At 45.3% G+C, this 22569-nt stretch carries 19 protein-coding genes and 1 riboswitch; of the genes, 14 read left to right on the top strand and 5 right to left on the bottom strand.

Annotation, left to right across the window (positions count from 1 at the left end; translation table 11 throughout):
* Window positions 1-89: 89 nt before the first annotated feature.
* Together gpmI and LIQ05_RS04860 are read right to left on the bottom strand one after the other, a co-directional pair.
* Window positions 90-1631 (bottom strand): 2,3-bisphosphoglycerate-independent phosphoglycerate mutase, encoded by a 1542-nt coding sequence (gene gpmI, locus LIQ05_RS04865; protein WP_226819064.1) that lies wholly within the window; start codon window positions 1629-1631, stop codon window positions 90-92.
* Window positions 1632-1953: 322 nt separating this feature from the next.
* Entirely contained in the window at window positions 1954-3255 is a 1302-nt protein-coding gene (locus tag LIQ05_RS04860) for a homoserine dehydrogenase (protein WP_226819062.1), read from the bottom strand.
* 303 nt (window positions 3256-3558) lie between these two features.
* Between LIQ05_RS04860 and LIQ05_RS04855 the strand changes: the two genes are divergently transcribed.
* The 3 genes from LIQ05_RS04855 to LIQ05_RS04845 all read left to right on the top strand — a co-directional run bounded on the left by LIQ05_RS04855 (window position 3559) and on the right by LIQ05_RS04845 (window position 7456).
* Complete coding sequence (locus tag LIQ05_RS04855) at window positions 3559-4899, top strand: MATE family efflux transporter (RefSeq protein WP_226819060.1); 1341 nt, start codon at window positions 3559-3561, stop codon at window positions 4897-4899.
* A 284-nt stretch (window positions 4900-5183) separates the two neighbouring features.
* Window positions 5184-7121: a L,D-transpeptidase family protein gene (locus LIQ05_RS04850; RefSeq protein WP_226819058.1), complete on the top strand. Its 1938-nt coding sequence runs from the start codon at window positions 5184-5186 to the stop codon at window positions 7119-7121.
* Between the two features lie 38 nt (window positions 7122-7159).
* Window positions 7160-7456, top strand: a complete 297-nt coding sequence (locus tag LIQ05_RS04845; RefSeq protein ID WP_226819056.1) for a DUF3784 domain-containing protein — start codon at window positions 7160-7162, stop codon at window positions 7454-7456.
* 215 nt (window positions 7457-7671) lie between these two features.
* Here LIQ05_RS04845 and LIQ05_RS04840 read toward each other — a convergent pair whose 3' ends face one another.
* A complete protein-coding gene (locus tag LIQ05_RS04840; protein ID WP_226819054.1) occupies window positions 7672-8286 on the bottom strand; it encodes an HAD family hydrolase in 615 nt (204 codons plus the stop codon).
* Between the two features lie 256 nt (window positions 8287-8542).
* On the opposite strand from LIQ05_RS04840, the gene sfsA reads away from it, so the two are divergent.
* From sfsA to LIQ05_RS04825, 3 genes are read left to right on the top strand one after another with little or no spacing between them, the layout of a single operon-like run.
* Entirely contained in the window at window positions 8543-9235 is a 693-nt protein-coding gene (gene sfsA / locus LIQ05_RS04835; protein WP_226819052.1) for a DNA/RNA nuclease SfsA, read from the top strand.
* On the top strand, window positions 9232-10287 hold the full coding sequence (gene mutY / locus LIQ05_RS04830; protein ID WP_226819050.1) for an A/G-specific adenine glycosylase: 1056 nt from the start codon (window positions 9232-9234) through the stop codon (window positions 10285-10287). The genes sfsA and mutY overlap by 4 nt, the downstream gene beginning before the upstream one ends.
* Window positions 10284-11300 (top strand): glycosyltransferase family 2 protein, encoded by a 1017-nt coding sequence (locus tag LIQ05_RS04825; RefSeq protein WP_226819048.1) that lies wholly within the window; start codon window positions 10284-10286, stop codon window positions 11298-11300. The genes mutY and LIQ05_RS04825 overlap by 4 nt, the downstream gene beginning before the upstream one ends.
* A gap of 159 nt (window positions 11301-11459) precedes the next feature.
* On the opposite strand, the gene LIQ05_RS04820 is transcribed toward LIQ05_RS04825, so the two are convergent.
* Complete coding sequence (locus LIQ05_RS04820) at window positions 11460-12149, bottom strand: phosphatase PAP2 family protein (protein ID WP_226819046.1); 690 nt, start codon at window positions 12147-12149, stop codon at window positions 11460-11462.
* A 68-nt stretch (window positions 12150-12217) separates the two neighbouring features.
* Window positions 12218-13150 (bottom strand): diacylglycerol/lipid kinase family protein, encoded by a 933-nt coding sequence (locus tag LIQ05_RS04815; protein WP_226819044.1) that lies wholly within the window; start codon window positions 13148-13150, stop codon window positions 12218-12220.
* Window positions 13151-13368: 218 nt separating this feature from the next.
* Between LIQ05_RS04815 and LIQ05_RS04810 the strand changes: the two genes are divergently transcribed.
* The 8 genes from LIQ05_RS04810 (at window position 13369) to LIQ05_RS04775 (ending at window position 22399) form a co-directional block, all read left to right on the top strand.
* Window positions 13369-15567 (top strand): DNA topoisomerase III, encoded by a 2199-nt coding sequence (locus LIQ05_RS04810; RefSeq protein WP_226819042.1) that lies wholly within the window; start codon window positions 13369-13371, stop codon window positions 15565-15567.
* Between the two features lie 124 nt (window positions 15568-15691).
* A complete protein-coding gene (locus LIQ05_RS04805) occupies window positions 15692-16363 on the top strand; it encodes a YkgJ family cysteine cluster protein (RefSeq protein ID WP_226819040.1) in 672 nt (223 codons plus the stop codon).
* Window positions 16364-16823: 460 nt separating this feature from the next.
* The gene (locus LIQ05_RS04800) at window positions 16824-18308 is read left to right on the top strand and encodes an AAA family ATPase (RefSeq protein ID WP_226819038.1); all 1485 of its coding nucleotides are present in this window, start codon (window positions 16824-16826) and stop codon (window positions 18306-18308) included.
* A gap of 248 nt (window positions 18309-18556) precedes the next feature.
* Entirely contained in the window at window positions 18557-19063 is a 507-nt protein-coding gene (locus tag LIQ05_RS04795; RefSeq protein ID WP_226819036.1) for an NUDIX hydrolase, read from the top strand.
* Window positions 19064-19185: 122 nt separating this feature from the next.
* Window positions 19186-19292, top strand: a riboswitch (TPP riboswitch).
* A 192-nt stretch (window positions 19293-19484) separates the two neighbouring features.
* A complete protein-coding gene (locus LIQ05_RS04790) occupies window positions 19485-19781 on the top strand; it encodes a thiamine-binding protein (protein ID WP_226819034.1) in 297 nt (98 codons plus the stop codon).
* Window positions 19750-20532 (top strand): ABC transporter permease, encoded by a 783-nt coding sequence (locus tag LIQ05_RS04785; protein WP_226819032.1) that lies wholly within the window; start codon window positions 19750-19752, stop codon window positions 20530-20532. Before LIQ05_RS04790 ends, LIQ05_RS04785 begins: the two co-directional genes overlap by 32 nt.
* Window positions 20525-21532, top strand: coding sequence for an ABC transporter substrate-binding protein (locus LIQ05_RS04780; protein ID WP_226819030.1), 1008 nt, complete (start codon window positions 20525-20527; stop codon window positions 21530-21532). Before LIQ05_RS04785 ends, LIQ05_RS04780 begins: the two co-directional genes overlap by 8 nt.
* A gap of 114 nt (window positions 21533-21646) precedes the next feature.
* Window positions 21647-22399: an ABC transporter ATP-binding protein gene (locus tag LIQ05_RS04775; RefSeq protein WP_226819028.1), complete on the top strand. Its 753-nt coding sequence runs from the start codon at window positions 21647-21649 to the stop codon at window positions 22397-22399.
* Window positions 22400-22569 lie beyond the last annotated feature (170 nt).

Below are 22569 nucleotides of genomic sequence, written 5' to 3'. Positions count from 1 at the left end.
GGAGCTGTGAACAACAGATATAAAAAGAACAGTCCTGTCGGTTGTCGATGGGACTGTTCTTCTGTCTTTTATGAAATTAAGACTGTTCTTTATTTCTCAACTAACAGTGACTTACCAGTCATCTCAGCCGGCTGCTCCATGCCCATAAGCTGGATCAGGGTTGGAATGATGTCTGCCAGGCATCCGTTCTCCCGAAGGGTGTATTTTGGATCGGCATTCACCAGAATGAACGGTACCGGGTTGGTGGTATGGGCAGTGTATGGCTCGCCTGTTTCGTAGTCTACAAGCTGCTCTGCGTTACCGTGGTCAGCACAGATGAACATCTGTCCGTCAACCTCTTTCAGAGCCTCTACAGCCTTTCCTACGCACTCGTCAACGGCTTCAACAGCTTTGATGGCAGCTGCCTCAACGCCTGTATGTCCAACCATATCCGGGTTGGCGAAGTTGATGATGATCACGTCGTATTTCTCTGATTTGATGGCTGCAACAAGCTTTTCGCAAACCTCTGGAGCGCTCATCTCTGGCTGAAGGTCATAGGTCGGAACCTTCGGGGATTTTACAAGGATTCTGTCCTCGCCTTTGTTTGGCTCCTCAACGCCGCCGTTAAAGAAGAAGGTTACATGAGCGTATTTCTCAGTTTCGGCGATACGTGCCTGAGTCATGTTGTGAGCTGCAAGGTACTCGCCGAAGGTATTGTGAAGCTGAACCTTGTGGAATGCAACCAGTTTGTTTCCGATGGTGTCATCGTAGTCTGTGAAGCATACATAGGTAAGGGCAAGGCGTTTCTCTCTTGCGAAGCCTGTGAACTCGTCATCACAGAATGCTCTTGTGATCTCACGTGCACGGTCAGGACGGAAGTTGAAGAATACAACAGAGTCCTTATCAGAAACAACAGCAACTGGCTTGCCGTCTTTCTCGATTACAGTAGGAAGAACGAACTCGTCTGTCTTGCCATCGTCATAGGAAGCCTGTACAGCCTCAGCTGCGTTTGTTCCCTTAACGCCCTCGCCCTTGGTAAGTGCGTTGTAAGCAAGCTCAACACGATCCCAGCGGTTGTCACGGTCCATTGCATAATAACGTCCGGAAACAACACCGATCTCGCCTACGCCAAGCTCATCCATCTTCGCCTGGAGCTGCTCGATATATCCCTTTCCGGAAGCCGGAGGAGTGTCACGGCCATCCAGGAAGCAGTGTACATAAACCTTCTTAAGTCCCTCTTTCTTGGCCATCTCAAGAAGACCGAAGAGGTGTGTAATGTGGCTGTGAACACCACCGTCAGAGAGAAGTCCCATAAAGTGGACAGCGGAATCGTTCTCTTTAGCATTCTTCATAGCTGCAAGAAGTGCCTCATTCTGGAAGAAATCTCCATCCTGGATCTCTTTGGTGATTCTGGTAAGCTCCTGGTATACGATACGGCCTGCGCCCATATTCATATGACCAACCTCAGAGTTACCCATCTGGCCGTCTGGAAGACCTACAGCCAGTCCGCTTGCATTACCTTTTACAAAAGGATATTCAGCCATCAGTTTGTCCATGACAGGTGTGTTCGCTTCGTATACAGCGTTTGCGTCATGTCTCTCATTCAGGCCATATCCATCAAGAATCATTAAAACCGTTGGTTTTTTGCTCATAATGTGCTCCTTTATATGATAAAATTTCCCTTTTGTTGTTCCTTATATATAGTATCAAAAATCTGGAATTTTTCAATCACAATTTTTCGATTTTCTGGAAACTATTTTTAGCAGTATTTACTATGAAAGTTACAGAGAACAACTGTGCATGAATATGTGAATTCATTGATATGATCTGACCAGCCTGTATGAGTAAGTAGGGCGAAAGGGCGTTTATGAATATGGCTGGCAGCTGTGAAATAACGGACATGTTCATAATAACAAAAGGCACGAACGAATCGTGCCTTAGAATGTGTGTTCAGGAAAATTGTACAGTGTAATATTATTTTCCGTATACTCGGATGGTCTTGGAAATACGCTTCACAGAAGACTTATTAGAAAGCTCCTGTACCGCTGTCTTGAAATCACCCTCCCGGACCTTGGAAGTGATCACAACAACCTCTGCCAGATGGTCGTCCTGGCTCTGGCTGTCCTTCTGGATGATCTGTGCAATGCTTACGTGATATTTGGCGAAGACCTCTGTCATCTCAGCCAGCACACCGCAGCGGTCCTCCACATGGAGACGAAGGAAATAGCGGTTGTAAGTATTCTCCATTTTTTTCACCGGAAGTGACTTGTAACAGGTGCAACCGATTCGTCCGCAGCAGCCGGCCTCAATATTGCGGACAATATCAAAAATATCTCCAACTACAGCACTTGCAGTAGGAAGCTCACCGGCACCTCTTCCGAAGAACATGGCATCCTCCACCGCATCACCGTGAACAAAGACTGCATTGTAAGAATCATTTACAGTTGCAAGTGGGTGGTCGTTCGGAATCAGCATCGGGCAAACGTAAGCTTCCACGCCAGACTCTGTATTGCGTGCAACACCGAGAAGCTTGATGGCACAGCCCATCTCTTTTGCATAGCGGATATCCTTGGCAGAGATCTTGGTGATTCCTTCAATATAAACATCATCAAATACCACTCTGGAATTAAAGGCAACGCTGGCAAGAATGGCAACCTTGCGTCCGGCGTCAAGTCCGTCAATATCAGCAGTAGGATCTGCCTCTGCATAGCCAAGCTCTGTGGCAAGGGCAAGAGTATCCTGAAACTCCATATTCTCCTGGGACATCCTGGTAAGGATAAAGTTGGTAGTTCCGTTTACAATACCCATAACCTCGCTCATGTGGTTGCCCGCCAGACACTGCTTCAGAGGACGGATAATGGGGATTCCGCCTGCAACAGCTGCTTCGAAAAGGAAATCCACATGGGAGGCCTTTGCTGCGTCCATAAGCTCTTTTCCGTGGACTGCGATCAGATCCTTGTTTGCTGTTACCACATGCTTGCCTGCATGAAGGGCATCCAGAATATAGGTCCTGGCTGGCTCGATCCCTCCGATGAGCTCGATCACAATGTCGATAGAAGGATCCGACTTAATGTCCTCCCAGTTATTTGTCAGCATTGCAGAATCCTTTACCTTACCAGCTGCCTTTTCCAGATTGCGGACAAGGATCTTGCGGATCTTCACCTTGCAGCCGATCTTGGCAGTCATTTCTTCCTCCTGGCTTTTCAGAACCCTGTAAACACCGGTTCCAACTGTTCCAAGCCCAAGCAGGGCTGCGTTTATTACTTTTTCTTCCATGGGGAACTCCCTTCTTTATATGTAGTAAATGTAAGCGGGAAAGAAACAGATGTCTTTCGTACATTAACACTTCATTGTGTGGTTTCTATAGTATGGCAGAAAATGGATTTTGTCAAGCTGTTGAAGGAAGGAAAAACAATTAGTATGAAAGGAAAATTTATGTGAGAAGCAGAAGCGACAGATCAGGCTTATTTTGTATCTGGAAAAAAACAACAGATTTGTGAAAATAGGGGCTTGAAAGTAAAAAAAATAACGCTTATAATCGCTTTTAAACGATATTTTTCTTATGGAGGAAAACTGAATATGCAGACAGATATGACTGTGGGAAAGCCTATAAAAATGCTGCTGAATTTTATCATTCCCGTTTTCCTGGGAAATGTGTTCCAGCAGCTGTACAGTATGGCAGATGCGGTTATTGTAGGCAAGTTTGTGGGAACCAAGGGGCTGGCAGCAGTTGGCGCCACCGGCACCATTACGTTCCTTATTATTGGGTTTCTGATGGGGCTTACCACTGGGTTTACCGTTCTTACCTCCCAGAAGTTTGGGGCTGGGAGAATGGACGAAATGCGGAAAACAGTTGGAAATGCGGCAATCCTTTCCACAGTGATCGCGGTAGTTATGACTGCAGTGAGCCTGCTGGGAATGCATAGGCTGCTTGTTTTTATGCATACGCCGGAGGACATTTTTGACGGGGCATATGGCTATATTATGATCATTTGCGCAGGTATTGTTACACAGGTGCTTTACAATCTGGTGTCCAGTATCCTAAGGGCTCTTGGAAACAGTAAGACGCCCCTTTATTTCCTGATACTGGCTGCGGGGCTTAACATTGTGCTGGATCTTGTGTTTATCATCTTTTTCCACTGGGGAGCACCGGGAGCTGCATGGGCGACGGTTATTTCCCAGGGAGTGTCAGGACTGCTTTGCCTGGTTTATATGTGGAAGGCTGTACCGGAGCTTAAGATGAAGAGAGAGGACTGGTATTTTGACCGGAGTATTGCGGGGAAACAGATCCGTGTAGGAATCCCTATGGGACTTCAGTATTCCATTACGGCGATTGGAACTATGATGGTACAGAGTTCCCTGAATATTCTGGGCTCTTCTGCAGTAGCTGCTTTTACAGCCGGTTCTAAGATTGAGAACATTTTTACCCAGGCTTTTGTGGCAATTGGAACAGCAATGTCTACATATAATGCCCAGAATATTGGAGCACGTAAGCTGGACCGTGTGCGCCAGGGATTTCGCACTGCGGATGTGATCGGATGCACTTATGCGGTTGTTGTGGGATTTATCCTGTTTTTTGTAGGAAAATATTTTTCTTACCTGTTTATCTCCGACAATGCAGATGTGGTGATCCCAATGGTGGAGACCTACCTTCAGTGTATTGGTGTGTTTATGATCCCGCTCTATGTAGTGAACTGCTACCGCAATGGCTTCCAGGGAATGGGATATGGATTGCTTCCAATGCTCTCTGGTGTAGCGGAGCTGGTTGGAAGAGCTGTGATGGCAGTTGTTGCAGCGAAGAAACTGAGCTACACCATGGCATGTATGGCAAGTCCCTTTGCATGGATCGTGGCAACTGTCCTACTCATTGTACTTTACTTCTACGTGATGAAGGATATGAAAAAGAAATTATGCCTGTAAAAACAGAAAGTTAGGAAAAATAAGGATTACAAGGCAAAAGGGCAAATTTAATAGAATAAGTGTGTCAGATGGAATTTGAAATCTCTGTTCTATCTGGCACATTTTTTATGAAAAGCTATTTTTTTTACATAGTGGGATTCTTTTGAAGGAAATATACATTTTAAGATACAAAATGGAAAATATATGTTATAATGAAACAAGGTTTTGCCCTAGAGCCTTTTTTACAGGATCCAGAAGGGAAAACCTCGTTGCAACAGTGTTTTATTTAGAGGAGAATTTTATACATGAGTAAGGACAACAAGCATACTCAGGGAAGTCCAGGGGATTTTGAAGATAAAATAGACGCAGCTATGGCTGATCTGGAAGCGGATCCGGATGAGGAATTTCATGACGGAGACTTTTATGATGAAGATGATGCAGACCAGTCAGAAGACGGGGATGACAGCTTTGATTCCTGGGAGGATGAGGAGGCGTCCGATGGGGAAGAGATAGCGGAGGACTCCGGAGAAGAATATCCAGAGGAAGAGGAATACGCCCAGGATGGCTACGAGGAAGAGCCTGACGAGAATTCCCAGGATGAGGCGGAAGAAGAGGCCGGAGAGTATGAGAACGCGGAGAAAGAAGCAGAAAAGGCCGGGGAAGAAAGTGCTTCCGATAAAGAATTTCAGGTTGAATTGATCCCGCCACACTCACATCAGAATAGAAGCGCGCGCAGGGCAAATAAATCTGCACGCCCTACGAAGATTTCTTACGTTCCTATTTCCGAGGAAGAACTGGATGAGAAGATAACCCCCATTCCCAAGAAGAAGCATAAAGGACTTAAGGTTACTGGAATTGTAGCAGCCATTCTGGCTGTGACAGCAGGATGTGCCTATGGAGCGGTGAGCTACTATTATTCGGATAAGTTCTTTGAGGGCACCTATATTAATGGAATCAATTGCTCCAACAAGACGGCATACGAGGTGGAGCAGCTGATTGCAAGCAGTGTTGAGGATTACTCCATTGAGGTGGCTGCCAGAAATCAGGAGACCCAGACCATCAGCGGAAGCCAGATCAATTACCGATACATGTCTGACGGAGAGGTGCTGAACCTTCTGAAGCAGCAGAAGCCCTATAAATGGGTATGCGGCTTTATGGAGACAAGAAGCTACACTACGCAGGAGAATGTGACTTTTGACAAGAGCCTTCTTCAAAGTGAGGTGAAGGCACTGAGCTGCGCACAGGCTGAGAACCAGGTGGAGCCGGAGAACGCTTATGTGGCACTGGATGGAAGTGAATTTACCATTGTTCCTGAGACAGAGGGAAGCAAGCTGAAGGTGAAGGAAGCGTACAAGGCACTGGATGCTGCGATTTCCGGAAGTCAGACTTCTATTGATCTTGGAAGTACGCCGGATGTATACGCAGTGGCAGCTGTGACCAGTGATGATCCCACCCTTCAGGCTACCAAGGATGCCTATAACAATTATACCAAGGCAAGCATTACCTATACCTTTGGAGATCAGACTGTAACCCTTGATGGCAATACCCTTAAGGACTGGCTGCAGTTTGACGACAAGGGACAGTTGGTTCAGGATGATGCATCCTTTACCCAGCACATCAGAGATTATGTGGCACAGCTTGCAAGTGAGCATGATACTGTAGGAACCACCCGTTCCTTTAATACCACAAGCGGGCGTACGGTTTCTGTGTATGGTTCCGCATATGGATGGAAGATTGATCAGGAATCTGAGGTAGCCCAGCTTACCGATGAGATCCGTACCGGTACGCAGACCACCCGTGAGCCGATCTATTCCATGAGAGCTAATGCTTACGGTTATAATGACATTGGAAGCACTTATATTGAGGTAGATATGACCGACCAGCACATGTACTATTATCAGAGCGGCAGCATTATCTTCGATTCCGATATTGTTTCCGGAGATATCCGCTATGATGACAGAGCCACACCGCCTGGTATTTTCACCTTATATTATAAGAAGAGCCCGGATGTGCTCCGCGGTGAGAAAAAGCCAGACGGCACTTATGAGTACGAGACACCAGTTACCTACTGGATGCCATTTAACGGCGGAATCGGTTTCCATGATGCCACCTGGCAGGATTACTTCGGCGGAGACCGTTACACCTATGCAGGCTCTCACGGATGTATCAATATGCCTCTGGATGCGGCAGCAACCCTGTACAGTATTATTGATACTAATGTGCCGATCGTGTGCTTCTACTAAAATAGCATAACACAAAAGAAGTGGAGAATAAGTTAATTATGAATATGGATTCCTTTGACATGATACTGACCATAGCAGCTCTCGTAATGGGAGTGATGCTTCTCACCGGTCATGGAGATGTTCTGATGAAAGGCGGAAATGCTGCAGAGCGTAAGAAGCTTTACGATGAGAAAAAGGTCCAGAAAGTATCTGGCGTGACCATGCTCTTATTCGCAGCCCTCACCGGACTGGATATGGTAGTGAAGAGTTATGTGTATGATATTATTTACCTGGTAGTGGTAATTATTATTTTCATTATCATGGTAGTACTGATCCGCAGGAAATGTAAGAAATAAGAGGAAAAAAGCGCCTGTATATCTAGAAAATGGATATACAGGCGCTTTTTATATGGCAAGGTATTAAAATCCAGCGTTGGTGTGAATTTTCTGGCTTTCCGTAATAAATGAATCAGATATTATAGAAAATGTTAATATTGTTATATTCTTGAGGAGGATTTTGATTAGAGAATTTGTTGTTTAAATAAGATGGCAAGATTTATTTTCTGTCCGAATTAGAACAATTTCAATAAGTCAGCCGGTTTCCCAATCCTATAATCCGGTGTATCCACCTGTCCGAACCCATAGGAAGCAAATACAAATGGTACACCTGCCTCCAGGCATGCCTGATAATCCCCGAACGTATCCCCCACATAAACAGGTGCTTTCAGCTGATATTTCTTAGCAATAGACTGGATGTTGGCAGCCTTGGCCTCTCCCGTATCCCCCGGGCAGAGATGTCCGGTAAAATATTTTCCAAGCCCTGTTTTTTCAAAAACGAGCTCAATATATCCTGCCTGGCAGTTGCTGACAACAAACAGCGGATAGCGTTTTTTTAATTCCTTCAAAGTATCCTCCAGCCCCTCATAAACAGGAGCTCCCTTCTTGCGAAGCAATTCATGCTCCTCCTGGCAGCAAAGGTCAATAATGCGAAGCTGTTCCGCTTCGTCAAGCTCCGGCATAATTGCCTTTGCAATATCCGGAAGCAGTCTGCCGAACAATCCTTTCAGCTGATCAGCAGTGACACGGATATCAAGTCCCTCTTTTTCTAAAATCTCATTCCACGCGACAGCAACCACGTCTGTGGAATTCCATATAGTTCCGTCAATGTCAAAAATAATACTGTCCATTTAAAGTTCTTAATCCTTTCTGGTGGTATGTTGAAATTCTTAAATTATTTTGGCTTAGCTTGTTTTTTGAATAATAACGTTTTCTATTCTATATAGAAAAAGTGAAAAAATCAATCTCTTACGATCCAATTTTTTCATTTTTAACTGGCTTTTTGCGGATTTTATGTTATGATAAATAAGGCGATTGCTGTTTTTGAACCACTGGTCAGTTTTGTACTGGGGCAATAGGAAAAATGACAGTAACGCGAGGTGAAGAATGAAATACGAAAACATTACAGAAGGCCGCTTCCTTGACCGTCCCAACCGCTTTATCGCACATGTGGAGATTGCAGGTCAGGTGGAAACGGTTCATGTAAAGAACACAGGCAGATGCAGGGAACTTCTGGTTCCTGGAGCGCAGATTTTTTTGGAAAAGAGCAGCAATCCGGCCAGGAAGACCGCATACGATCTGGTCTGTGTGAATAAAGGTGGGCGCCTGATTAATATGGATTCCCAGATTCCAAATAAAGCAGTCTTAGAGTGGGTAAAAGCAGGTCATCTTTTTCCTGAAGAAGTGCAGGTAACGCCTGAGAAAACTTATGGAAATTCCAGATTCGATCTGTATGCCTGTTCAGATAAGAGGAAGGCTTTTATTGAGGTGAAAGGGGTAACCCTGGAAGCTGACAATATTGCCCGTTTCCCAGACGCTCCCACAGCGCGGGGAGTGAAGCACTTGGAAGAGCTGATCCGCTGCATGGAGGATGGCTATGAAGCCTACCTGCTTCTGGTTATTCAGATGAAGGGGCTCACAAGGTTTGAGCCCAACTGGGATACCCACTGGGAATTCGGGGAAACCTTACAGAAAGCGCAGAAGGCAGGAGTACATATTCTGGCCTATGACTGTCTGGTAGAGCCGGACAGGATGGAAATCCAGGATCCGGTGCCGATATGTTTGGAGGAAACGAAATGACAGATGAGTTTATACAGCCTCTTTTGGCGTGGTATGATGAGAACAAGCGGATCCTTCCCTGGCGTGATAAGCATAACGCCTATTACACCTGGGTGTCCGAGATCATGCTCCAGCAGACCCGTGTGGAAGCTGTAAAGCCCTATTTTGAACGATTTATCAGGGAGCTTCCAGATATACCAGCCCTGGCAGCCTGTCCAGAAGAAAAACTGTTGAAGCTGTGGGAAGGCCTTGGCTATTACAGCCGTGTGCGCAACATGCAGCTGGCAGCACAGGAGATGGTAGAAAAATATAATGGCAGACTTCCTGAAGATTTTTCCCTTCTTATCTCGTTAAAGGGTATAGGAAGCTACACTGCAGGCGCTATTGCTTCTATTGCATATGGCATTGTGGTGCCTGCCGTAGATGGAAATGTTTTCCGTGTGGTAACCAGAATGACTGAAGATCCGGAGGATATAACCAGGCCAGCATTTCGCAAAAAGACCGAAAGTGCATTGCAGGAAATAATCCCGAAGGATCGTCCTGGTGATTTTAACCAGGCCATGATGGAGCTTGGAGCAGTGGTGTGCGTCCCCAACGGACAGCCCAAATGTGAACTTTGTCCTGTGAGAAGCTTTTGCCAGGCGGGGCTTCACGGCACTATGGAGAAGTATCCTGTGAAAGCGCCAAAGAAGCCAAGAGCGGTGGAAGAGCGGACGGTCCTTGTGATCCAGGATGGAAGCTGTACAGCAATCCGCAAGCGGCCGCCGAAAGGTCTTCTTGCCGGATTATACGAGCTTCCCAATACAGAAGGCTACCTTAACCGTGAGGAAGCCCTGGAATACGTGAAAGAGCTTGGCACAGAACCCTTATATATAGAAGAACTTCCAGAAGCCAGGCATATTTTTTCCCACATTGAGTGGAGAATGAAAGCATACCGGATCCGTGTGTCATCCTTAGAACAGACATATGCCCCGGAAATCCTTTTTGCAGATAAAAAAGAATCAGAGAGAAACTACGCCATACCTTCTGCGTTTGGCGCTTATGTGAAATACATGAAGGAGGAAAATCAATGAAATTACTGAGCATAGCAATTCCATGCTATAATTCTGAAGCATATATGGAGAACTGTATCAAATCCCTTTTGCCAGGAGGAGATGAAGTAGAGATTCTTGTGATTGACGACGGTTCCAAAGACAGAACTGCAGAAATCGCAGATGAGTACCAGGAGAAATATCCGGGAATCGTCCGCGCTATCCATCAGCCAAACCTTGGACACGGAGGTGCCGTAAATACTGGTATCCACAACGCACAGGGGCTTTATTTCAAGGTTGTAGACAGCGATGACTGGGTAAATGAAGAGTCCTACAAAGAAATTCTGAAAAACCTGGAAGAACTGGTAAAAGGCTCCAAGACCGTTGACCTTCTTATCAGCAATTTCGTATATGAGAAACAGGGTGCTGCCCGCAAGAAAGTTATGCAGTACCGCCACTGCCTGCCAGTGAACCAGATTTTTACCTGGAATGAAGTAGGCCACATGCCAAAGGGAAAATATCTTCTTATGCATTCCATGATCTACCGTACCCAGCTGCTTCTTGAGTGCAATCTGACTCTGCCAGAGCACACCTTCTACGTAGACAATATTTTCGCCTTTGATCCGCTGCCATATGTACAGAATATGTACTACCTGGACACCAATTTCTACCGCTACTTTATCGGCCGTGACGACCAGTCTGTAAACGAGGCAGTTATGATCCGCCGAATCGACCAGCAGCTCCGCGTAAACAAACTGATGGTAAACTCTTACAACAGCAGTGGAAGCATGAATAAACGCACTAGAGCTTACATGATCAGCTACCTGGACATTATCACTACCATTTCCTCTATCATGCTGATCCGCTCCGGTACAAAAGAAGCCCTGGAAAAGAAGAAAGAGCTTCTCGAGTACATCCGTTCCACTAACCGTGCCCTCTACGGAAAACTTCGTCACAGCCTCATGGGCAACTTCATGAACCTCCCAGGCCGCAGCGGACGCAAGGTCTCTGTAGCAGCTTACAAGCTCTGCCAGAAGTTTTATGGATTTAACTGAAATGTTTAACTTTGCAATAATTAGGGCGCCCGCTTCAGCGAGTCGCCCGGATTGCAAATGCGTTCGGCAGCTGTGGGAGCGCCATAGGCGCGGAATAGCTGATTTTTTTTGCAACTAAAAAACGCACACTCCAATTTCTTGAAGTGCGCGTCCTTGTTTTTAATAACGTTTCCTGCGATTATTCCGTCCGATTCTCTCTACCGCCACGTCCCTGGCCTCATCCCCCGCTTTCTGCGGATAGAAAAACAAATATCCAAACAGCGCCAAGGTAGCTCCACAGCAAACATCGATCACCGAATGCTGCTTCAGGAACATGGTAGACATGATGATCAGTAATGTAAGAACCAATGATCCATACCTTACCCTCTTATGATCCCTTAGCGCCTCACAATTGGTAAGAGACATATGAACAGCCAGAGAATTAAATACATGAATACTCGGCAGTACATTGGTAGGCGTATCTGTCTGGTACAGCCATTTCACCATATCCGTAAATACGTTCTCCCTTGGAAACTCCGATGGCCTTAAATGCAGTACATTGGGATATACATAAGACACGATCAGGAAAACGGTCATACCCATCATCATGTTGAGAATCAACTGATAATATTCCTTTTTATTCTTGTTCTTGAAGATGAAGAATAAAACTGTAACAATCTGATATGGAAACCATAACAGATAGGGGACAATAAAATACTCGCAAAATGGTATGTAATCATCAAAAACAGTGTCGATCACATGAAATCCACGTACCGTTCTGTGTTCAAGATACCCGAAAAACATCAGATAAACAATGGCATACGCAAGTATGATCAGACCATGCTTATATTTTTTTATAAATTGTGCCAAGTTTTTTCACTCCTTTTCAGATCCAGAATCTTGTCTATATAGTGTCAAGCCTCTAAAATCGTGACAGATTATATCACAGGTAAAAGGATTTTTAAAGAGCTTTTTTCAACAGAAACTGTTAAATCTTTACGAATTCCCCCAGATTCCCCGTCAATATGAATAGGAAGAGGCGCTTCACTGTGCACATGGATATCCCCGCAGGTGAAAATATGTATCCCTCTGATTCCCACATGCTTTCCGAAAAAAGCAGTAGGCAGACAAAACAGAAGTTTTATCTTACTTACACCTTCCACAAGGATCACATCCAGAATCCGGTCATCTGGTCTGGCTTCCGGGCAGAACTTAAAACCTCCGCCCTCATATTTCTGATTCATGATCGCTGTAAAATATACGTGGTTATAGGAAAATGTTTTCTCGTTATCAAGAGTGACAGTCAGTTTCCCAGGAGAGATAAAAATCAGCTGCTTTAACGCAATGAACAGGTAGATCAATTTTCCAAGTCCAAGACGATTGAATACCTTCTTAAGGGGCGTAGCCAGAACCTCCTGGCAAACACCTGCGTCATATCCGATTCCCGTACTGATGCCGAACCGTGACTTCTTATTTTCACGGATCAGATAAGGAACATCCATCTGGCTGATACGCTGGGCCTTTAAAATATATTCCAGAGATTCCATTGGATCAAAGGGAAGTCCCATGCTTCGGCAGAAATCATTGCCGGAGCCGGTTGGAATGTATCCGAAAACCACCCGGTCAAAATCGGTGATACCGGTAAGCACCTCGTGAATAGTGCCGTCACCTCCAACTGCAATCATATATACAGGCGAAGAAGCAGTTCCAAGGGCACAAGCATTAGATGCAATTTCCGTGGCATGTCCGGAATATCTTGTAAGGCAGTACTGGAAATCCACGCCGCGCAGCATAAGCTGCCGGTGGATCTTATTCCAGATAGAACGTCCCCTGCCAGAGCGGGAATTTGGATTTACAATAAAATAATACATAATTTCTCCCTAGGTTTTTTGAGCATGTTAAAAAATGCTCTGAGGCAGAGAACTTAAAACATCGCGATATGAATTCTCTGTCTTTTATGGTTTCATAATACCATCCGTTGGCTTTTATTACAAATTAATTTTAACAAAATATTCTTAAAATTTTCTGAAGTGTGTTATAATAGCTACAAGTTTGTGAAGCAAATATTAAAACCGATCAGGAGAATGATATGAAATCACTTGTAATCGCGGAAAAACCATCCGTTGCCAGAGATATTGCCCGTGTTCTGGGTGCGAACCAGAAGAATGGCGGTGTTCTCGAGGGCAAAAAATATGTGGTCACCTGGGCACTGGGACATCTTGTGACTCTGGCAGATCCGGAAGAATACGATAAGAAATACGAAAAGTGGGAGATAGCAACCCTTCCTATGCTTCCCAAAGACATGAAGCTGGTGGTCATCCGTCAGACAGGCAAGCAGTTTTCCATCGTGAAAGCCCAGCTTTTTCGAAAAGACATTGAAGAAATCATCATTGCCACAGATGCAGGCCGTGAGGGAGAACTGGTTGCCCGCTGGATTTTGGAAAAGGCAGGCTGCCATAAGCCGATCAAAAGGCTGTGGATTTCCTCTGTTACAGACAAGGCGATCAAAGAAGGCTTTGCTAATCTGAAGAATGGACATGATTATGACAACCTTTACCGGGCAGCTGTTGCCAGGGCAGAGGCAGACTGGCTGGTGGGAATGAACGGCACCAGAGCCCTTACCTGTAAATATAATGCCCAGCTTTCCTGCGGCCGTGTGCAGACTCCGACTCTTGCCATGATCCAGAAAAGGGAGGAAGAGATCCGTAAATTTGTGCCAAAAGAATACTATGGCATTTCCCTGGAAACCCAGGATGTGAAATGGACCTGGTGTGAGGAGAAGACAAGAAGCTTCCGCACTTTTTCCAGGGAAAAGGCAGAACAGATAAAAGGTAAGCTGGAGAATGCCTCCCTGGAAGTAACCAATGTGGAGAAAAAAGCGAAAAAGACCATGGCTCCAGGGCTATACGATCTGACAACCCTGCAACGGGAAGCCAACCAGAAATATGGTTTTTCTGCAAAGGAAACCTTGAATATCATGCAGCGCCTTTACGAGAATCACAAGGTGCTCACCTATCCCAGAACCGATTCCAGATATATCGGCAGGGATATAGTGCCAACTATCAGGGAAAGGCTGAAAGCCTGCGGAGTCGGCCCATACAGGAAGCTGGCTGGTGCACTTATGAACGGGCCTGTTCAGGTGAACGGGAGCTTTGTAGATGATAAGAAGGTCAGTGACCACCATGCAATCATTCCCACCGAGCAGTTTGTCCAGCTGGATCACATGACAAATGAGGAACGGAAGATTTATGACATGGTTGTCCGTCGTTTCCTTGCGGTTCTTTATCCAGCGTTTTTGTACGAGCAGGTAAATATGGAGGCAAAAGCTGCCGGGGAAATCTTTGCAGCCAGCGGTAAGGTGGTAAAAAGCCAGGGCTGGAAGGAAGTCTATGAGGGCAGCCTGGAGGATGATTGTGAAGAAGAGGTGGAAGATGAGAGAAAACTGAAAGACCAGCGCCTTCCTGAACTGAAAGCCGGAATCAGGTTAAAGGTTCTGAAAACCTCTTTAAATACAGGAAAAACCAAGCCTCCAGCCAGATTTACCGAGGCAACCCTTCTTGCAGCCATGGAAAATCCGGTGAAATATATGGAGACCAGGGATAGAGAAGCGGTGAAAACCATTGGTGAGACTGGTGGTCTTGGAACGGTAGCCACAAGAGCAGACATTATTGAGAAACTTTTCCACTCCTTTATGATGGAGAAAAAGGGCAATGAGATCCACATCACCTCCAAGGCAAAGCAGCTTCTGGAACTGGTTCCCGAGGATCTGAAAAAGCCCGAGCTTACCGCTGACTGGGAGATGAAGCTTTCCCAGATCGCAAAGGGCAAGATCCGCCAGGGTGATTTTCTCCACGAAATCCGGGACTATACCTGTGAGATCGTAAATGAGATTAAAGCTGGGGAGGGCACCTTCCGCCATGACAATCTTACCAACAAGGTATGTCCTCGCTGTGGTAAAAAGCTTCTGGCGGTCAACGGCAAAAACAGCAAAATGCTGGTATGCCAGGACAGGGAGTGCGGTTACCGGGAGACCATTTCCCGTACCACAAATGCCCGCTGTCCGAAGTGTCATAAGCGCATGGAAATGTATGTGAAGGGAAAAGAAGAGACCTTTGTATGTCAGTGCGGCTACAAGGAGAAACTTTCCGCATTCCAGGCAAGACGCCAGAAAGAGGGCGCAGGGGTTGGCAGGCGGGATGTACAGAATTATCTGCGCAGGCAGCAGAAAGAGGCCAATGAGCCGGTGAACAATGCGTTTGCACAGGCGTTGTCAGGAATTAAGCTGTAAATATAAAGGATAGATAATTTGAATTCGAAAATACATCTGCCAGTTGTGGATGTGTTGTAGGTATAGAACAGCTGATTGATTTTGCCGGAAAAAATAGAATAATATAAGAAAGAGGAATTTGCATATGCGCCGAGAAGTATCTTTGGAAGAGATTTCCGACGGAAGACTTTATGGATTAAATGATATGGTAAAAGCAGACTGCCAGGATTGTGCAGGCTGTCATGATTGCTGTGAGGGAATGGGAGACTCCGTTGTACTGGATCCCATGGATGTGTACCGCCTTTGCAGAAATCTGGGAAAAGCACCTCAGGAGCTGGTAAGCCAGGGGCTGATCCAGTTTGATGCTATGGATGGGAATATCCTGCCTCACCTTTGCATGACCGGGAAAAACGAATGCTGCGTTTTCTTAAATGAGCAGGGCCGCTGTAGTATCCACAGCTTCCGCCCTGGTTTTTGCAGGCTTTTCCCTTTGGGACGTTTCTATGAAAATGGGGGATTTAAATATTTTCTGCAGATCCATGAGTGCAAAAAGACAAGCCGCAGCAAGATCAAGGTGAAGAAATGGATCGACACACCGGATCTTCGTCAGTATGAGAAATTTGTGGCGGACTGGCATTATTTTCTACTGGATGTGCAGGAAGTGCTTTACAACGCCACAGATGTCCAGCTGATCAAGAACCTGAATCTTTATGTGGTGAACCGTTTTTATATGAAGCCTTATGCGGAAAATAGGGATTTCTATGAACAATTTCAGGAGAGACTGACAGAAGGAAAAGAGCTTTTAAGTCTGGCGTAAGCCCAAGAAAATAAAAACTCTCGGAACTCAAACGAGCCCGAGAGTCTTTTATTTTTAGAGTGCAGTATTCCAGTAGAAGCTTTGGGAGGGACTATGGTATTCTGCGCACTAAAAACCGTATATGAAAAACAAATGTTAAGTAGAAATCAAATATAAGAAAAACCGTCCGTTTAATAGAATACACGAATCGTTTGCATTTTGCAAGAGTTTTTTGTAAAAATCGAAAAATCGAAACTAAAAAATCGAAATTAAATTGTCACAAAATGACGAAATGAGCCAGAAAACAACAATAATCCATGAAGGATGTTGTAGAATTGAGAAACCAGGCAACTCATTCTGGACATTGAGGTGATTTATTGCTATAGTAGGAAAGAGAAATTTGAAGGATATTGTCCATGCTATGAACAGTATCTGTTGAAGTATATGGATTTGTTAAAGAAACAGGAAAGAGGAAAATGCTATGCCAGTATTTGATTTCAGTGGTGCGTCTGCAGGCAAGGCAGAGGCAAAATGCACTTATACAACTTTTCACAGTAACAATACCAAGCCGTCACCGGCACAGCCAATCATGGTGCTTGACAATAAAGAAAGACAGTGGAAGCATCATTCCTGCGGCGTGTTTACCAATCCAGTAAACCGCACAGCCTTTGATTTTAAGGAAGAGGATGGAACCCACACAGCAGATGTGCTGAAAATTGATTCCAGATTTACAAGCCTGCTGAAATGGCTGGGAGACAGCCGCATTCATGTACGTCTCTCCGGAGAAAACAGAGAAGACGGTTATGCCGTGTACCGGATCCGCGAGACTGCGTTTGGTGGCGGTACCAAGCTTTCCGCAGAGGATGGCTTCCTTCAGTTTATGATCGAGAGACTTTTGGAGAGTAACGCGCCTGCTGAGGCAGAAGAGGATGAAGACCAGGAGGAAACAGGAGATGAGATGAAACTTACCAGCATTCAGAGCATCACCGATTTCATGACCTGCGCAGGCAAAACATTGCCGGACAATATCAGACTGTGGACCAGAAGAAATCTGGCGGTTGCAAGATCCAGTGAGGTTTCCCAGGAAGAGCGGCATCATGCACAGAGAGCTCTTTCTATTATGCTGAATATCCAGTGGAAGAACAATTATTTTGAAGCCATCGATCCTGTAGAAGCAAGAAGGATTCTGGATGAAGAGCTTTACGGAATGGAGAGGGTAAAACAGCGTATTATTGAGACCATTATCCAAATCAACCGTACCCATACCCTTCCAGCTTACGGACTTCTGCTCATCGGACCAGCCGGTACAGGTAAGTCCCAGATTGCCTATGCAGTAGCAAGAATCCTTAAGTTACCCTGGACCACCCTGGATATGAGTTCCATCAATGATTCCAAGCAGCTTACCGGAAGCCCGCGTATCTATGCCAATGCAAAGCCTGGAATTATTATGGAGGCCTTTTCCATGGCTGGCGCTTCCAATCTGGTATTTATCATCAATGAGCTGGATAAAGCTAATTCTGGTAAAGGAAATGGCAACCCGGCAGATGTACTTCTCACTCTTCTGGACAACCTTGGATTTACAGACAACTATATGGAATGTATGATCCCAACGGGCGGTGTTTATCCAATCGCTACAGCCAACGACCGTGACCAGATCAGCGCACCGCTGATGTCCCGGTTTGCGGTTATCGATATTCCTGATTATACAGCGGAGGAGAAGAAAGTGATCTTTTCCAGATTTTCCCTTCCAAAAGTGCTTAAGAGAATGCATATGGAGGATAGTGAGTGCATCATCACAGAGAGAGCCCTGGATGCGATCATCCAGCGTTATTCCAGTACTTCCGGTATCCGTGACCTGGAACAGGCAGCAGAGCACATTGCAGCAAATGCCCTGTATCAGATCGAGGTCAACCATGTGGAGAAGGTAGAGTATACCAGAGAGATGGTGGAAGAACTTCTGAAATAGATCATATTAAAAATGTAATATAGATATGTCTTTGGACTTTTTATTACTTACATAAATTGGTTTTGGGAATAGCACTTTAAATGGTGATCAGTTAGGCTGCTGATAAATATTTTGTGAGATATTTGCATGGAAAGCAATTTTCCTGTATTGGTCCCAGGAAAATAAAGATAAATATATTCAATAACAATATCTACAAAAATAATGTAACAAAAGAAAAAATATGAGAAATATATAACAGGAGTGACGAAATGGAATTTTGGGACATCTATGATATTAACAAAAGACCTACCGGCCGTACCATGAAGCGAAACGACTGGTGCTTAAAAGAAGGAGAATACCATCTGACCGTTCTGGGGGTAGTGGCAAGACCAGATGGAACCTTTCTCATTACCAAACGTGTGAGGACAAAAGCCTGGGCACCAGGCTGGTGGGAAGTTTCCGGCGGTGCAGCCCAGGCAGGGGAATCCTCCTATGATGCAGTTCTTCGTGAAGTGAAAGAGGAGACCGGCCTTGATGTAAGCGGCGCGCAGGGCGGCTATCTTTTCACCTATAAAAGAGAAAATCCAGGCGAGGGCGACAACTACTTTGTAGATGTTTACCGCTTTGTAATGGATGTGAAGGAAGAAAATCTTCATCTTCAGGAAGAAGAAACTGATGGCCACATGTTTGCAACCTTAGACCAGATTAAAGAATTTGCAGCTCAGGGAAAATTCCTGCATTATGATAGTATCCAGGCTGCTTTTGAGAATGTTTAAGCAGGCGGATCTGTTTTTTATAAGAAGCTGTCTTTACGTTAAAAATCTGTAAAAAATAATTGAGATCAAAATAGTTTCTTGTAATTTGCAGGAAGCTGTATTATAATAGGCAACGAAATCTGAATAAAGACCAGGGGAGTTTCGAACGAGAAGCTGAGAGTAAGGTAGACCTTAGACCCTTTTAACCTGTTGGATCATGCCAGTGTAGGAAGTGTTAAGAGATGTAATGGTGAGCATTTGTCTGAATGGCAGGTGCTCTTTTTTCATACTAACTGATTCATAATAATGGGTGACTGTACAGTTACCAGAATGGTTCTTATTCGATTTTTAGTCAACATAGGTATTCGCTAAACAGATATCTACGCTGACGTAAGTCCTATTTATTGGATAGAAAAACAAACCAACTCAGGAGGAAATGAAAATGAACGCAAGTGTAGCAATTCAGGTACTGCCAAATGTACGGGATGACGAAGAGGTGATCCGCATTGTAGACGAGGTGATCGCTTACATCAAATCCACCGGTCTGAATTACTATGTAGGACCATTTGAGACCACCATCGAGGGTGACTACGATCAGCTGATGGACATTGTAAAAGAGTGTCAGCACGTAGCAGAGCGCGCAGGATGCAAGGCGATGAGCGTATATGTGAAGATCTCTTACAAACCAGAAGGAGATGTACTTACCATTGAAAAGAAAGTTACCAAACATCACCAGTAAGATCCCGCCGATCATTGCCATGGCCATTATCCTGCTTGGATGGGAGCTGGTTAGCATTTCTGGAATCGTTCCTTCCTACATGCTCCCCTCTCCGGTAGCAGTGGTAAAAGCCCTGTTTGGGGATCTGCCAACCATACTTTTCCATGCGAAATTCACTTTGCTGGAGTCCTTTTATGGACTTCTCATTGGAATCGCGCTGGCATTTGTGTTTGCAACTTTGATGGATCGTTTTCATGTGATGAATCAGGCATTTTATCCGATCATGATCATTACACAGACCATCCCTACCATTGCCATTGCGCCGATTCTGGTGCTGTGGATGGGCTTTGGAATGGCACCGAAGATCACTCTGGTTGTGATCACCACCTTTTTCCCGATCACGATCGGACTGCTGGATGGATATAAAAGTGTGGATCCGGATGCCATCCGCCTGATGAAGGCAATGGGAGCAAGCCGGGCGCAGATTTTCCGCCATGTGAAATTTCCAGGCGCTTTGCCCCAGTTCTTTTCCGGACTGAAAATCTCTGCTTCCTACGCAGTTGTAGGCGCAGTTGTATCTGAATGGTTAGGCGGATTTAATGGACTTGGTGTTTATATGACACGTGTAAAAAAGGCATATGCTTTTGATAAAATGTTTGCAGTCATTATCTTTATTGTGATCATCAGTCTGCTGCTTCTTCTGGCAGTAAACATTATAAGCCGGATCGCAATTCCATGGCTGCAGGTAGAAAAGGAGAAAAATCATGAATAAGAATCTGAAAAAAGTAATCGCACCAGTTGCAGCGGCAGCTATGGTGCTTGCAGTTCCTACTGGTGTATACGCTGAAGATGGCGCACAGGAGAAAATCACATTTTGCCTGGATTGGACACCGAATACCAACCACACCGGACTTTACGTAGCGCAGGCAAAGGGCTATTACGAAGAAGCTGGTCTTGATGTGGAGATCGTTCAGCCGCCGGAAAACGGTGCCGCTCTTATGTGCGCAGCTGGTCAGGCACAGTTTGCAATCGAGGCACAGGACACCATGGCAGCTTCCCTTGCACTGGATGAGCCTCTTGGAATTACAGCAGTTGCAGGAATCATTCAGCACAATACCTCCGGAATCCTTTCCAGAAAAGGTGACGGAATCGACAGGCCAGCAGGACTTACTGGAAAAACCTATTCCACATGGGATTCCCCAATCGAGCTTGCTATGCTGGAAAATGTTGTAAATGGTGACGGCGGAGATTTCAGCCAGGTTACCCTGATCCCCAACGATATTACAGATGAACCTGCAGCACTTGCAGCCAATCAGACAGATGCCATCTGGGTATTCCAGGGCTGGGGCGGAATCAACGCTGACGTAGAAGGTGTAGACTGCGACTATTTTGCATTCTCTGATATCAACCCTGTATTTGACTACTACACACCAGTAATTATTGCAAATAACGACTACCTTGCTGAGAACCCGGACCAGGCGAAAGCATTTATGGAAGCAACTGCAAAAGGCTATGAGTATGCAGCTGAGAATCCAGATGAAGCAGCCCAGATCCTCATCGACGGCGACAATACAGGTTCCTTGAAAGACGCAGAGGAGCTGGTAAAGAAGAGCCAGGAATTCCTTTCCACAAAATACATTGACGATGCAGAAAGCTGGGGCGTAATTGATGCTGACAGATGGAACGCATTCTATAAATGGCTGTATGAGAACCAGCTTTGTGACAAGGATCTTACCGGAATCGGATTCTCTAATGGGTATCTTCCACAGTAAGGAATGAAAGAGAAAGAAATTAACGCACAGAGCTATTCTGTCAGGGAAATTTACCCCAATTTTTGTGGAAAATGGAACTGGTTATAGAAGTAGCGCTGTGTATAAGGAACGAATATGTCATCAGAACAAAATAAAGTGATTTTAAGAGCAGAACATATTTCAAAAACATACGGTGAAAAAAAGGTTTTGGAGGACATTTCCATTCATCTGGAGCAGGGGGAGCTGGTTTCCCTTCTGGGAGTCAGCGGTTCCGGAAAGACCACACTGTTTAACGTGCTTTCCGGTATTATCACTCCAGATGAGGGAAAAGTATATCTGAAAGATCAGGATATTACCTCCGCTCCTGGAAGCATCAGCTACATGCTGCAGAAGGATCTTCTCCTTCCACACAAGAAAGTAATCGATAATGTAGCACTTCCTCTTGTGTTGAAAGGCATGAAGAAAGCAGAAGCCCGGGAAAAGGCCAATCCTCTTTTTGCAGAATTCGGTCTGGAGGGCACCCAGTATCAGTATCCAAGCCAGCTGTCCGGCGGTATGCGTCAGCGTGCGGCTTTGCTTCGGACATATTTAAGTTCCAGCGGAGTTGCCCTTTTGGACGAGCCCTTCAGTGCACTGGACACCTTGACAAAGGCCAGCGTGCACAAATGGTATCTGGAGGTTATGCAGCACATTGATCTGTCTACCTTGTTTATCACCCATGATATCGACGAAGCCATTCTTTTGTCCGACCGGATTTACATTCTGAACGGAACTCCGGGAACCATCAAAGAGGAGATCGTGATCCGGGAGAAAAAGCCAAGGGCAGAGGATTTTGCATTGTCGGAAGAATTTTTGGAATATAAGAGACGGATTATCAGCAAGCTGTAGAGCCCTTTTCCAATACGCTCCAGAACGGGATGAAAGGAAAATGATGACTATAGTAAGTGATGGAAATTTGAATAATAGTTTGTTATAAGGTTGATGAATAAAACATCCCGACAGGTTTCACGTTCCTTGGGTTTGAGCGCTCAGGAGGCGGAACCTGGCGGGATATTTTT

The sequence above is a fragment of the Blautia glucerasea genome (genome assembly GCF_020537505.1).
Lineage (GTDB): Bacteria > Bacillota > Clostridia > Lachnospirales > Lachnospiraceae > Blautia_A.
This window is presented reverse-complemented; position numbering and strand designations above follow the sequence as displayed.